A 13,746-nucleotide genomic window follows, 5' to 3' on the forward strand; every position below is an offset into this window, starting at 1 on the left:
GGTCTTCCTTCAGCGGCCAGCGCAGGGGTTACAACCCAAGAGCCTTTTCCCGACGGCGCTGGACTGAAGAGGGGATCTTCATGCCTTCACGATACTTCGCTACCGTGCGGCGTGCAATGTCGATCCCGTCGGCACGCAGGATTTCCACGATTTTGTCATCGGACAGGGTGTCATCCGGCTTCTCCGCGTCGATCAGGGCCTTGATGCGGTAACGCACCGCCTCGGCCGAATGCGCGGCCTGCCCGTCCGCACCCTGGATGGCGGAGGTGAAGAAGTATTTAAGTTCGAAGACTCCGCGCGGGCTGGAAAGGAACTTATTGGTGGTAACCCGGCTGACGGTGCTTTCATGCATGCCGATGGCTTCCGCGATATCGCGCAGAATCAGCGGCTTCATGAATTGCAGGCCATGCAGGAAGAAGGCGTCCTGCTGACGCACGATCTCCGTCGCCACCTTCAGGATGGTGTTGGCCCGCTGATGCAGGCTTTTCACCAGCCAGCTCGCCGACTGGAACTGTTCGGCGATATATTCCTTGTCAGCCTTGCTGCGCGCGCCCGTGGTCACGCGGCTGTGATAACGCTGGTTGACCAGCACGCGGGGCAGCGTCTCGGTATTCAGTTCCACAATCCAGCCGCCACCAGGGCTGGCCCGCATCAGGATGTCGGGCACGACCGTCTGGACAGGCTCGAAATCGAAGGCCAGCGCCGGCTTGGGGTTCAGCGCCCTGATCTCCGCCACCATGTCGGACAGATCTTCGGCGTCACAGCCGCAAACCTTCAGCAATTGCTGAAGGTTGCGCGCCGCCAGCAGGGGCAGGTTGTTCAGCAGCGCCTGCATGCAGGGGTCCAGGCGGTTCTTCTCCCGCAACTGGTTGCCCAGGCATTCGGCCAGCGTGCGGGCAAAGATGCCGGCGGGGTCGAAGCGCTGCATGCGCTTCAACACATTTTCCACCTGCTCCAGCCCGCAGCCCAGTTGGGCCGCCACTTCTTCCAGGCTGCCGGTGAAGTACCCGGCCTCGTCCAGATGGTCCAGCAGGGCATAGGCGACCATGCGGTCCAGCCGGTCGGCCAGATCCATGGTGATCTGTTCTTCCAGATGGTCGCGCAGCTTGGGCCGTTCGGTCAGGGTTGCCTCGAACCCCTCCCCATCATCGTCGAAGCCGCCTGACCGGGACGACCAGTCGCCAAACTGCTCCCCCGAACCCAGGCCGGCATTCTCCATGTCGGCCGTGGAACTGTTGGTATAGACATTCTCGTAATCGGTATCGAGGGGGGCATCGTTGGACCCGGCCATCCGGTCGGACGTGGCCAGTTCCACCGTGTCGGCCACCCGGCTCTCATTTACCGGGGCCGGGGCCTCCTCCCGGTCGACGCCGGTGGTGGGTGCGTCGTTCCAGCCCGCACCGTCGTCCCGTTCCAGCAGCGGGTTGCGTTCCAGCTCTGAATCCACGTACTCAGCCAGCTCCAGGTTCGAAAGCTGAAGAAGCTTGATCGCCTGCTGAAGCTGCGGCGTCATCACCAGTGACTGCGACTGGCGTATATCGAGCCGTTGCTGGAGCGCCATTCTTGCGGGAAAACCTGTTCTGACGGGCGTTTATCTGCCGGTTGCAACAATGCCGCGACACAGGCCCGACGTTGGTCTTTCCCGGAAAGCCGTCGCCGTTTTCATCAACGGCCTCTCGGCTGGCATACCCCCGTCGGCTGTCCCCCAGCGAGGCCAAGGTACGTTGCAAGACGCGTGCCCGCAACAGTTAGGCCTAATCCAACCAAAAATTATTCCATTGCTTTCTGCTGCTTCTTTCATCACGCGCAACGGCGCCTGGAGAAAATCCCAGGTGCCGCGCGCAAACAGGGCGCCCGGACGGCGCCTGAGGCCCTGATCAGGCCGGCTGTCCGGATTGCAACCGGACATGGAGCGCCAGCAAATCCTTCCAGGCCTCGCGCTTGGCATCCGGGTTGCGCAGCAGATAGGCGGGGTGAAGCATGGGCATGGCCGCCACCGGCTTTTTCAGCCCGGCACTGCCATAATCGAACCAGCGGCCGCGCAGGCGTGTGATGCCTTCCGTCCGGTTCAACATGGCCTTGGCACTGATTCCGCCCGCGAAGATCAGGAAATCCGGCGCCAGCAATTCGATATGCCGCACCATGAAGGGCATGCAGGCCGCGATCTCGCTGTCGGTCGGGCTGCGGTTGCCGGGCGGGCGCCAGGGCAGCATGTTGGTGATATAAACGGCCTTGGCGGGATCGTCGGCATGCCGGTCCAGCCCGATGGCGCCCAGCATGCGGTCCAGCAACTGCCCCGCCGGCCCCACGAAGGGCAGGCCCTGCCGGTCCTCGTGCTCGCCCGGTGCCTCGCCGATCAGCATGATGCGGGCCGACCGGAGGCCTGTGCCGAACACCAGATTGGTGGCCGTCTTCTTCAGGGCGCAGCCTTCGAAGGCGGCCAGCGCCTCTTTCAATTCATCCAGGGTTTTGGCGGCCGATGCCGCCGCGCGGGCCGACTGCCCCGCCTCCGCCGCCCCCAGGGGACCCGGATCGGCCGGCCGCGGCGCGGCGGGGGCGGGCGCATTTTGTCGCGGCCCCGGCGCGCCTGCCGGGAGGGGCGGGGCCATCGCGGCAGGGGGCCGGGAAAGATCGGGCGCCGCCGCCGGCGCCTGCCCACGCGGACGGGGGGACAGCGCCGACCAGTCGGTCGGCTCTTCCCCGATCACCTCATCAACCCCGCAGTCCAGCAGGAACCGCAAGGCGGAGACGGATTCAACGACGCCAATCATGGTTTGACCCTACCACCGGCCTATGCTGTCTTAACAGCATCGTAGAGGACCGGCCCCGCTGGAAGGGCCGGCAGCCGCGCCGCGGCTGGATCATACGTGCCTGGGAAAAGGCACGAACGGTCGCTAGGCGCGCTGGGAACAAGTGGTGGGATGGGGTATGGAACGCGAATCGATGGAATATGATGTCGTGATCGTTGGCGCGGGGCCGTCCGGCCTGTCCGCGGCGATCCGGCTGAAGCAACTGGCCGCGGAAAAGGGCCAGGAGGTCAGTGTCTGCGTGCTGGAAAAGGGCTCGGAAGTGGGTGCCCACATCCTGTCGGGCAATGTCATCGACCCGCGCGCGCTGAACGAGCTGATCCCCGACTGGAAGGAAAAGGGCGCGCCGCTGAACACGCCCGTCACCGACGACCGGTTCTATATCCTGTCGGACAAGGGCGGCATCCGCGTGCCGAACTTCCTGCTGCCGCCGCTGATGCATAATGATGGCAACTACGCCATCAGCCTGGGCAATCTCTGCCGCTGGCTGGCCGGTCAGGCTGAAGAACTGGGCGTCGAGATCTATCCCGGCTTCGCCGCCGCCGAGGTGCTGTTCAACGACGACGGTAGCGTGAAGGGTGTCGCCACGGGCGACATGGGCATCGGCAAGGATGGCCAGCCCACCCATAATTTCACCCCCGGCATGGAACTGCACGGCAAGTACACCTTCTTCGCCGAGGGTGTGCGTGGCAACCTGTCCAAGCAGTTGATGGAAAAGTTCAATCTGCGCTCGGACTGCGATGTGCAGAAATACGGCATCGGCATCAAGGAACTGTGGCAGATCGACCCTTCGATGCATCAGCAGGGCCTGGTCATCCACACCCAGGGCTGGCCGCTGGACGGCAGCACGGCGGGCGGCTCCTGGATGTACCATCTGGAGGATAATCAGGTTTCCATCGGCTTCGTGGTGAACCTGGATTACGCCAACCCGCATCTGTCGCCGTTCGAGGAATTCCAGCGCTTCAAGCAGCACCCGTTCGTGCGCAAATATCTGGAAGGTGGCAAGCGCCTGTCCTATGGCGCCCGCGCCATCAATGAGGGCGGGTTGCAGTCTGTGCCCAAGCTGACCTTCCCCGGCGGCGCGCTGATCGGCTGTTCCGCCGGCTTCGTGAACGTGCCCCGCATCAAGGGCACCCACAATGCCATGAAGACCGGCATGCTGGCTGCCGAGGCGGCGTTCGACAAGCTGGTTGGTGGTATCGGCAGCGGCGACACTCTGTCGGCCTATGAGCAGTCCTGGAAGGATAGCTGGGTCCATGAGGACCTGTTCAAGGTCCGCAATGTGAAGCCGGGCCTGAAGGCCGGGCTGCTGCTGGGCAATATCCATGGCGGCATTCAGATGTGGGCGCATGATCTGGGCCTGGGCAAATTCCTGCCCTATACCCTGCACCACACAAAGGCCGACCATGAAAGCCTGACCCCGGCCCACATGGCGAAGAAGATCAAGTATCCCAAGCCCGACGGTGTGATCAGCTTCGACCGCCTCTCCTCCGTGTTCATTTCGAACACGAACCATGAGGAGAATCAGCCTTCGCACCTGAAGCTGAAGGACCCGTCGATCCCGATTGAGCATAACCTGCCCAATTACGACGAGCCGGCCCAGCGCTACTGCCCCGCCGGCGTGTATGAGGTGGTGCGCGACGATAATGGCCAGCATCCGCGCTTCGTGATCAACGCGCAGAACTGTGTCCACTGCAAGACCTGCGACATCAAGGACCCGCTCCAGAACATCGTCTGGACGGTGCCGGAGGGCGGCGGGGGTCCGAACTACCCGAACATGTAAGGGATCAAAGCCCCGGTGCCAAAAACGGCGCCGGGGCTTTTCATTTCAGCGATTATCCAGTTGCGGCCGTACCGCCGCCAGCCCGTCGCGCGTGATGCGATAGGGCCCGCCATTGCGCGACGCGATCAGGCGCCGTGCCTTCAGTTTGCGGAAGACCAGCAACGTGCAGTCCACCAGCAGCCAGCCGTCACGCGTCAGGCATTCCACATCCTGGATGTCGCGATGATCGGCTTCGTTACGGATCAGGTTGATACGGCCCCCCTGGGCCAGGGCGTGCAGCGTCCGCTGCTCCGGCTTTGAGATATTCATGATGGGGATGTCGTCGTCCGTTCAGCATAGGGGCTGACGCGGCCATTTACCGCCACCGGCGGCGCGCGCGGTGGGGCATGGGCTTACGCGAAGACTGACCGGCCAAAAGCGGCGGGTCAGCGGATGACGACAATCCCAAACATCAAGGCTCCTGTCGAAGCGAATGCCGGAACATATCCGTGATCGGATTTATGGTCAAGTCCGCCAGCCTTGGTTCGGTCTGGTACAGATGCGGTGTCCCCCGCGATATGGTATCAGCGACCGGGATATTGACCGGTGATTGTGGGGATGCCCCCACCGGCGCCGGCCGATATGTTGGCCGATGGCATGTCCTGTCGGCGCAAACCCGCCTTACGCTGTCCCCGGCCTTTCGCCGGGGCGATGGTACGGAAGGCGGACCAACGGCATTTCCGGAAATCGATCCATGGATCTTCTTGTCAAGCTCTACACCCTTCCCGCCGATCCCGAGCCGTTGCCGCCCGGTGTTACCCTGCGCCGGGCGCTGGCGCCGGAGGCACCGGTGATCCTGCCCTGGATCGAGGCACGGTTTGGCGAGGGCTGGCGGGCGGAAGCGGCGGTGGCGCTGTCGGCCTGTCCCACGCGCATCCATATCGCCCATGATGTCGAGGGCGCGCTGCTGGGCTTCGCCTGCCATGACGTGACGGCGCGGGGCCTGTTTGGCCCCACGGGTGTGGATGAGAAGGCACGGGGGACGGGCCTGGGCAAGGCGCTGCTGCTGGCCAGCCTGCGCGCCATGGCGGCGGATGGTTATGCCTATGCCGTCATTGGTGGGGCCGGGCCGGTGGCGTTTTACCAGAAGGCCGTGGGCGCCATCCCCATCGAAGGGTCGGAACCGGGCCTCTATCGCGGCATGCTGCGGCCCCGGTGATGCCCGCCACCACAGGGTCCCGCAAGCCAGGCGGCCGGATGGCTGTGCCCGGCGTTGCGGGAAGGCAACTATCCCCGCGTCATCAGGAAGACCAGGATCGCCGTGGTGGCCGACACGTTCAGCGACTGAACCCGGCCGCTGCCCGCGATGGTGACCAGATCGGTGCAGGCGGCCTGACTGTCGGGCGGCATGCCATGTTCCTCATTCCCCATGACGACGGCCACCGGCTTTCCGCCCGGTTGCCGTGACAGGTGGGACAGGGCGGGAAAGGGACCCAGCGCCGTGCCGATGGTGCGGTAGAAACCACCCAGGGCCTTCAGAATGACGGCAAACCCGGTGGCACGGTAGAGGTCCAGATGTTCGAACCCGCCCTCGGCCACACGATAGGCGGCCTCTGACGGCATGGCCTGACCCGGATGGTCGGAAATGACGATCCGTTCCACGCCGAAGAAGGCGGCGGTGCGCACGATGGCGCCCAGATTATGCGGGTTCGACACACCGTCCAGGATCAGCAGCGGCTGACCCGCCGCCGCCCAGCCCTTGGCCAGATCCAGGGTGAAGGGCAGCACGGGCCGGGGGGCGGCCTCCACCACGATACCGCCATGCATGGCGGAACCGGCAATCTTCTCCAACTCCGCCGACGGCACCAGACGGAAGGGTTTGCGGGCCGCCGCCATGCGGGCACAAAACGGGGCGGCCGCATCCTTCAACCGGTCGTCGAAATACAGTTTCTCCGCCCGCTCGGGGTCACGGTCGAACAGGGCCGACACGGCCGGCAGGCCGCCGATACGGAACGGCTTGCGCCGCGCCTTCACGGGCGCCTGCGGGGCGGGCTTGGGTTTTAGCGACAGGGTCGGGCGCGGGGCCATGGCATCAGCCTGCGAAGAAGGTCAGCCAGGCCAGCATGATGCTGCCGATGGCAATGCGATACCAGGCAAAGGGCGCAAAACCGTGCCGTCCCACGAAGGCCACCAGCCAGCGCACCACCAGCAGGGCCGACAGGAAGGCCACGATGAAGCCCACCGCGATCATGCCGACACTGTCGACCTGCAGCACATCGCGGTTCTTGTACAGATCATAGGTGGCGGCCCCCAGCATGGTGGGGATGGCCACGAAGAAACTGAACTCCGCCGCCGCCTTGCGCTCCACCCCCATCAGCAGGGCCCCGATGATGGTGGCACCCGACCGCGACACGCCAGGGATCATGGCAAGACACTGGGCAAAGCCGATGGACAGCGACAGTTTCGGCGGGAACGCCTCCACCGCGAAATGCTGCGGCTTGGGCACCAGCCGCTCGGCCAGCAGAATGGCGATGCCGCCGGTGATCAGGGCGACCGACACGACGGTGGGGTTGAACAGCACGCTCTTGATATAGGAATGGGCAAACACCCCGATCACGGCGGCAGGCAGGAAGGCCAGCAGGATGGCGGCAGTAAACCGGTAGCTCTCGCCATTGCCCTGTACCAGCCCGCGCACCACGCTCCAGAGCTTCTGGAAATAAACCAGCAGGATGGCCAGGATGGCGCCCAACTGGATCACCACCTTGAACAGATCCTCCGCCTGACCCTTGAAGCCCAGCATCTCCCCCAACAGGATCAGATGGCCGGTGGAGGAGACGGGGATGAATTCCGTCAGTCCTTCCAACAGGCCCAGGAGGACGGCGTCGAGATATTGGGCGAGGTCGGTCAAAGTCTTGGGTCCCGGCTGACGGAGGTCCGCGCCTTATAGCAGCCGGTGCCGGGGGCGGCGAGGGGCATGATTGTGGCCGGAACCGGCGCCAGGGGCGCTTGACCCGGACATGGGAGCCGCCGCTACCTTGGCCCCGCACCCGCCCGTTTTCAAGTATTCTGCAAAACCTTTCCGGCAATGCAGATACGCCCTTCCAACGAGGCCGATTCATTTCATATGATCATGGGGCGCAAAAGGGGACCCATCAATTGATCGTTAACCGCCATGGCTGAGGATGACAAGCACGGGAACGGGGGGGCGTCGACAGGCGTGGTCGTGAAGGCCAAGCCGAAGACGAAAAAGCCCGCCATGTACAAGGTCCTGATGCTGAACGACGATTACACCCCCATGGAGTTCGTCGTGCATGTCCTGGAACGCTTCTTCAACAAGAACCGTGATGAAGCGACCCGGATCATGCTGCATGTCCACCGGCGGGGCGTGGGCGTTTGTGGCGTGTTCACTTATGAAGTGGCGGAAACGAAGGTCACCCAGGTGATGGACTTCGCCCGCCAGCACCAGCACCCTTTACAGTGCACCCTGGAAAAGGATTAGCGCATCATGCTGTCGCGGAACCTCGAACAGACCCTCCATCGGGCCCTGGCCAACGCCAACGAACGGCGTCACGAGTATGCGACGCTGGAACATCTGCTGCTGGCACTGACAGAAGATCAGGACGCGCTGGCCGTACTGCGCGCCTGCGGCGTCGATGTGGCGAAGCTGAAGGCCGAACTGGTCGAATATCTGGACGGGGAACTGTCCAATCTGGTCACCACCCGTCAGGATGATGCGAAGCCCACCGCCGGCTTCCAGCGCGTGCTGCAGCGCGCCGCCATCCATGTGCAAAGCTCCGGCCGAGAAGAGGTGACGGGCGCCAATGTGCTGGTGGCCCTGTTCTCCGAACGGGAGAGCCACGCCGTCTATTTCCTGCAGGAACAGGAGATGACGCGCTTCGACGCCGTCAACTACATCTCCCATGGCATTGCCAAGGCCCCCGGCCGCGCCGAACCCAAGCGGGTGTCGGGTGCGGATGAGGAGGCGCATGCCGAGAAGGTGGTGAAGAAGGGTACCGACGCGCTGGAGGCCTATTGCGTCAACCTGAACAAGAAGGCGCTGTCCGGCAAGATCGACGCCCTGATCGGGCGCGAGCAGGAGGTGGAGCGTACCATCCAGATCCTGTGCCGCCGGTCGAAGAACAACCCGCTTTACGTGGGTGATCCCGGTGTGGGCAAGACCGCCATCGCCGAAGGTCTGGCGCGCCGCATCGTGCAGGGCGAGGTGCCGGAGATACTGCGCAAGGCCACCATCTATTCGCTGGATATGGGCTCGCTGCTGGCCGGCACGCGCTATCGCGGTGATTTCGAGGAGCGGTTGAAGGCCGTGGTTTCGGAACTGGAGGCGCTGGAAGGCTCCATCCTGTTCATCGACGAGATCCACACCGTCATCGGTGCCGGCGCCACCAGCGGCGGGGCCATGGACGCGTCCAACCTGTTGAAGCCGGCGCTGGCGTCCGGTGCGCTGCGCTGCATCGGCAGCACGACCTACAAGGAATACCGCTCCTATTTCGAGAAGGACCGTGCCCTGGTCCGCCGCTTCCAGAAGATCGACGTCAATGAGCCGTCGATCGAGGATGCGGTCAAGATCCTGGACGGCATCAAGGTCTATTACGAGACGCATCACAAGGTGCGCTACACCAAGGACGCCATCCGCGCGGCCGTGGAATTGTCGGCGCGCTATATCGGTGACCGCAAGCTGCCCGACAAGGCCATCGACGTGATCGATGAGGTCGGTGCGGCGCAGACCATGCTGCCCGAGAACAAGCGCAAGAAGACCATCACCCAGAAGGATGTGGAGGCCGTGGTCGCCAAGATCGCGCGCATCCCGCCCAAGTCGGTCAGCCGCGACGACAAGGAAGTGCTGCTGAACCTGGAACGCGACCTGAAGACCATGGTCTTCGGCCAGAATCCGGCCATCGAGGCGCTGGTCTCGGCCATCAAGCTGGCCCGTGCGGGCTTGCGCGAACCGGAAAAGCCCATCGGCAACTATCTGTTCTCCGGCCCCACCGGTGTCGGCAAGACGGAAGTGGCCAAGCAGCTTTCCCGCACGCTGGGGATCGAGCTGGTCCGCTTCGACATGTCCGAATATATGGAGCGCCACACGATCAGCCGCCTGATCGGTGCGCCCCCGGGCTATGTCGGATTCGACCAGGGCGGCATGCTGACCGATGCCATCGACCAGCATCCGCATTGCGTGCTGCTGCTGGATGAGATCGAGAAGGCGCATCCCGACATCTACAACATCCTGTTGCAGGTGATGGACCATGGCAAGCTGACCGACCATAACGGCAAGATCGTCGATTTCCGCAATGTCATCCTGATCCTGACCACCAATGCCGGTGCCGCCGACATGGCCAAGCACGCCATCGGCTTTGGCAGCGGTGTGCGCACGGGCGACGATCAGGAAGCCATCAACAAGACCTTCACGCCGGAATTCCGCAACCGCCTGGATGCCATCATCCCGTTCGGCAATCTGGGGCCGGAGGTGGTGGCCCGCGTGGTGGACAAGTTCGTGATGGAACTGGAAGCGCAGTTGACCGACCGGGGCGTCACCATCGAACTGACCGATGGCGCCCGCGCCTGGCTGGCCAAGAAGGGCTACGACCCCGTCATGGGTGCCCGCCCGCTGGCCCGCACCATCCAGGAACATGTGAAGAAGCCGCTGGCCGAGGAACTGCTGTTCGGCAAGCTGTCGAAGGGCGGGGCCGTGCGTGTCATCCTGAACAAGGAAGGCGACGGTCTGGATTTCGACTATGCCGAGCCGAAGGGGCACAAGCGCGAAGAGAAGGTGGAAGAGCTGGCGTAATCTGCGCGGGCCCATGTCGACCAAGGAACGCCCGGCGGGGAAACCTGCCGGGCGTTTTGCTTGTGGGGCACGGCGGGAAGGTCGCTCTTTGCCGCCTCACCCGCGAACGTCTGTGCTGCTGGGGTTTCAACCTCTCTCCCGTTACCCCAGCCTGAGCCGGGGTGACGGGAGAGAGGCTGGCAACGATGGTGCCCAAGAGCTTCGCGGGCGAGGCAGGTAGGGGCAAGTTTGAGCCTTGCGTGCGGGGCCATGGTCCGTTGCGCACCGCCATGCCCAATTTGCCCCCAAAACAGGCGGATTGCCTCGCTGTAAACCAGTGTAGTCCTATTTCGGCCCTATTTTCGCATCTGCGAACGACTCTCAACCGGGTTTATGCGGAAATGCAAGGGAAGTATGCGGGGATAAAGAGTCAGTTATACTGACCTATCGCGTAAAAACTGCTGGAAGGGGTGGATTTTCCGCTTTATATGATCATGGACGGCGCCATTCGGGAAAGGGGATTACCCGCCTGTTGGCGCCGCTCCCAACGGTGCGGAGCCTTTCTGCTTCGCGCTGCGGCAGGAAAGGGGCCCCCGCCCCGTTTGATGCAAGGATTGGTTTCATGGCGACGCAAAAGATGCTCGGGTTTGTCCATACCGAACAGCGCATGCCCGAAAAGCGCAAGGCCGAGGCGCGCCGCCAGGACTTCAACGAGATTTATGCCCGCTTCACCGACAAGGGGGCGGTCGAACAGGCCAACCGCTGCTCGCAGTGCGGCGTGCCCTTCTGTCAGGTGCATTGCCCCGTCTCCAACAACATCCCCGACTGGCTGAAGCTGACGGCCGAGGGGCGGTTGGAAGAGGCGTATGAGCTGTCGCAGGCGACCAACAACCTGCCGGAAATCTGCGGCCGCATCTGCCCGCAGGACCGCCTGTGCGAAGGCAACTGCACCATCGAGCAGTCGACCCATGGCACCGTCACTATCGGCGCGGTGGAGAAATATATCACCGAGACGGCCTTCGATAATGGCTGGGTCAAGCCCATCGTGCCGCGCATGGAGCGTGAACAGTCGGTCGCCATCATCGGCGCCGGCCCGGCCGGTCTGGCCGCCGCCGACCAGTTGCGCAAGAAGGGCTATCAGGTTCATGTCTATGACCGCTATGATCGGGTCGGCGGGCTGCTGATGTATGGCATTCCGGGCTTCAAGCTGGAAAAGGATGTGGTCATCCGCCGCTGGAAGCTGCTGGAGGAAGGCGGCGTCAAGTTCCATCTGGGTGTGGAGGTCGGTCGCAACATCGATATGCGCACCCTGCGCGCCGAACATGATGCCGTGCTGATCGCCACGGGCGTCTATAAGGCGCGTGACCTGGGCGGGCCGGGTGCCGGCCTGGACGGTATCGTGCCGGCGCTGGATTACCTGACCGCCAGCAACCGCAAGAGCCTGGGCGACACCGTCCTGGATTTCGAGACGGGCAAGCTGAACGCCAAGGGCAAGAAGGTTGTCGTCATCGGCGGCGGCGATACGGCCATGGATTGCGTGCGCACCGCCATCCGCCAGGGGGCGATGTCGGTGAAGTGTGTCTATCGCCGCGACCGCAAGAACATGCCCGGTTCCCAGCGCGAGACCGCCAATGCCGAGGAAGAAGGCGTGGAGTTCGTCTGGCAGACGGCGCCTGAAGGCTTCACGGGTGACGCGCATGTCACCGGCGTGAAGGCCTACAAGATGCATATGGGCGTGGCCGATGCCACGGGCCGCCAGACGCCGCTGCCCATCGAAGGCTCCAACTTCACCATGGAAGCCGATCTGGTGATCAAGGCCCTGGGCTTCGACCCGGAAGAGATCCCCAGCCTGTTCGGCGTACCGGAACTGAAGGTCAGCCGCTGGGGCACCGTGCAGGTGAAATACGCCACCATGATGACCAACCTGGACGGCGTGTTCGCCGCCGGCGACATCGTGCGCGGCGCCAGCCTGGTGGTGTGGGGTATCAAGGACGGCCGCGACGCCGCCGCTGGCATCCACAACTATATCCAGGCCAAGATCGCCCAGGGCTTGGCGGTGGCGGCAGAGTAAAGGATGCCGACCGTCGGATATGTCGCCGGTTTCATGATCTTGATGTATTTTCGTGATCATGCGCCCCCGCACTTTCACATCCAAGGCAATGGCGTCTTCGCCAAGATCAACCTGGACGGTCTGACAGTCGAGGATGTCAAAGGGACGCTTAAAGCGTCTGATCTGCGGGCGATCCGGGATTGGGCGCGCCGCCATCTGCCGGAGCTTTATGCGGCCTGGACAGTGGCTCAGCGTGGTGAGGCCCCGGAGAAGATCAAGGAGTGATCGCGATGCGGTTCATCAAGGAAGCCAAGGCGAACCCCGATTTCACCGTGACGGTTCATTGGGAGGAAGGTGGCAGTGATGTCATCGATTTCCGCCCGCTTATTGAGGGGCCGGCACTGGCCCCCGTCCGGGATCCGGACTTCTTTCAGCAGAAGCTGGAGGTCGTTCATGACGGATACGCCATCGGTTGGCCCGATGAACTGCATTTCAGCGCGGATAGCCTCTGGTACCGCGCGCATCCCGAAGACCTGAAGCGCGATTATCCCGAAGTGGCCGCCGAGTAACCCCGAAACACGAAAGATCCGAGCGAACCATGCTCCGCCTCTACGACAACCTCTCTTCCGGGAATGGCTACAAGTGCCGCTGGCTGCTGACGCAGCTCGGGCTGCCGTTCGAGCGCGTGGAGATGGATATTGATGCGGCGGAGACGCGGACGGAGGCGTTCCTGGCGCTGAACCCCAACGGCCGCATTCCGCTGCTGCGGCTGGCGCCCGGCGATTTCCTGTCTGAAAGCAATGCCATCCTGCGCTGGCTGGCCGAAGACACGTCCTTCTGGCCGGATAACCGCCGGGACAAGGCCGCTGTCCTGCAATGGCTGTTCTGGGAACAGTATAGCCACGAGCCGAACATCGCCACGGCCCGGTTCTGGATCACCCACAAGGTGGCGATGGACCCGGAACGTATCCACGCCTTGATCGTGAAGCGCGAGAACGGGCATGCGGCGCTGAAGCTGATGGAACGCCACCTGACGGGCCGCGACTGGTTCGTGGGCCAGAAGGCCACCATCGCCGATCTGGCACTCTATGCCTACACCCATGTGGCGGAGGAGGGTGGGTTCGACCTGGCCTCCTATCCCGCCATCCGCGATTGGCTGGACCGGTTCGCCGCCCGGCCCAACCATATCAAGATCACCGATGCCGTGGGCACGCCCGTGTCCCTGGCCGATGCATTGTCTTCCGAACCGAGGGCCTGACCATGACCGACGCTTCCATCCACGCCGGTGAGATTTTCGCGGCTGAATACACCGCCAACAAGGCCCTGCTGGATACCACTGCCT

At 63.5% G+C, this 13,746-nt stretch carries 13 protein-coding genes; 8 read left to right on the forward strand and 5 right to left on the reverse strand.

All coding sequences use genetic code 11. The annotated features are described in order from the left end of the window. Window positions 1-28: 28 nt before the first annotated feature. On the reverse strand, window positions 29-1,561 hold the full coding sequence (gene rpoN, locus KBA48_RS28650; RefSeq protein WP_292912111.1) for an RNA polymerase factor sigma-54: 1,533 nt from the start codon (window positions 1,559-1,561) through the stop codon (window positions 29-31). A 316-nt stretch (window positions 1,562-1,877) separates the two neighbouring features. Next, window positions 1,878-2,771 carry a uracil-DNA glycosylase gene (locus KBA48_RS28655; RefSeq protein WP_292912112.1) on the reverse strand — a complete coding sequence of 298 codons (894 nt, stop codon included), beginning with the start codon at window positions 2,769-2,771 and terminating at the stop codon, window positions 1,878-1,880. A 157-nt stretch (window positions 2,772-2,928) separates the two neighbouring features. On the opposite strand from KBA48_RS28655, the gene KBA48_RS28660 reads away from it, so the two are divergent. Continuing rightward, window positions 2,929-4,590 (forward strand): electron transfer flavoprotein-ubiquinone oxidoreductase, encoded by a 1,662-nt coding sequence (locus KBA48_RS28660; protein ID WP_292912113.1) that lies wholly within the window; start codon window positions 2,929-2,931, stop codon window positions 4,588-4,590. Between the two features lie 45 nt (window positions 4,591-4,635). On the opposite strand, the gene KBA48_RS28665 is transcribed toward KBA48_RS28660, so the two are convergent. Then, the gene (locus tag KBA48_RS28665; RefSeq protein WP_292912114.1) at window positions 4,636-4,899 is read right to left on the reverse strand and encodes a YjhX family toxin; all 264 of its coding nucleotides are present in this window, start codon (window positions 4,897-4,899) and stop codon (window positions 4,636-4,638) included. Between the two features lie 424 nt (window positions 4,900-5,323). Here KBA48_RS28665 and KBA48_RS28670 point away from each other — a divergent pair, with 424 nt between their 5' ends. Then, window positions 5,324-5,788 carry a GNAT family N-acetyltransferase gene (locus tag KBA48_RS28670; RefSeq protein ID WP_292912115.1) on the forward strand — a complete coding sequence of 155 codons (465 nt, stop codon included), beginning with the start codon at window positions 5,324-5,326 and terminating at the stop codon, window positions 5,786-5,788. Between the two features lie 68 nt (window positions 5,789-5,856). Here the strand turns inward: KBA48_RS28670 and KBA48_RS28675 are convergent, their stop codons facing one another. Together KBA48_RS28675 and KBA48_RS28680 are read right to left on the reverse strand one after the other, a co-directional pair. After that, window positions 5,857-6,657, reverse strand: a complete 801-nt coding sequence (locus KBA48_RS28675) for an RNA methyltransferase (RefSeq protein WP_292912116.1) — start codon at window positions 6,655-6,657, stop codon at window positions 5,857-5,859. A 4-nt stretch (window positions 6,658-6,661) separates the two neighbouring features. Continuing rightward, window positions 6,662-7,477 carry an undecaprenyl-diphosphate phosphatase gene (locus KBA48_RS28680; RefSeq protein ID WP_292912117.1) on the reverse strand — a complete coding sequence of 272 codons (816 nt, stop codon included), beginning with the start codon at window positions 7,475-7,477 and terminating at the stop codon, window positions 6,662-6,664. Window positions 7,478-7,741: 264 nt separating this feature from the next. Here KBA48_RS28680 and clpS point away from each other — a divergent pair, with 264 nt between their 5' ends. From clpS to KBA48_RS28710, 6 genes are all read left to right on the forward strand, one after another. Further along, the gene (gene clpS, locus KBA48_RS28685; RefSeq protein ID WP_292912118.1) at window positions 7,742-8,068 is read left to right on the forward strand and encodes an ATP-dependent Clp protease adapter ClpS; all 327 of its coding nucleotides are present in this window, start codon (window positions 7,742-7,744) and stop codon (window positions 8,066-8,068) included. Between the two features lie 6 nt (window positions 8,069-8,074). Continuing rightward, a complete protein-coding gene (clpA, locus tag KBA48_RS28690; RefSeq protein ID WP_292912119.1) occupies window positions 8,075-10,375 on the forward strand; it encodes an ATP-dependent Clp protease ATP-binding subunit ClpA in 2,301 nt (766 codons plus the stop codon). 601 nt (window positions 10,376-10,976) lie between these two features. Further along, window positions 10,977-12,425 carry an NAD(P)-dependent oxidoreductase gene (locus tag KBA48_RS28695; RefSeq protein WP_292912120.1) on the forward strand — a complete coding sequence of 483 codons (1,449 nt, stop codon included), beginning with the start codon at window positions 10,977-10,979 and terminating at the stop codon, window positions 12,423-12,425. A gap of 3 nt (window positions 12,426-12,428) precedes the next feature. Beyond that, entirely contained in the window at window positions 12,429-12,689 is a 261-nt protein-coding gene (locus KBA48_RS28700) for a DUF4160 domain-containing protein (protein ID WP_292912121.1), read from the forward strand. 5 nt (window positions 12,690-12,694) lie between these two features. Then, on the forward strand, window positions 12,695-12,973 hold the full coding sequence (locus KBA48_RS28705; protein WP_292912122.1) for a DUF2442 domain-containing protein: 279 nt from the start codon (window positions 12,695-12,697) through the stop codon (window positions 12,971-12,973). Between the two features lie 29 nt (window positions 12,974-13,002). Then, window positions 13,003-13,662 carry a glutathione S-transferase family protein gene (locus KBA48_RS28710; RefSeq protein WP_292912123.1) on the forward strand — a complete coding sequence of 220 codons (660 nt, stop codon included), beginning with the start codon at window positions 13,003-13,005 and terminating at the stop codon, window positions 13,660-13,662. Window positions 13,663-13,746 lie beyond the last annotated feature (84 nt).

The sequence above is a fragment of the Niveispirillum sp. genome, assembly GCF_017996735.1.
GTDB lineage: Bacteria > Pseudomonadota > Alphaproteobacteria > Azospirillales > Azospirillaceae > Niveispirillum.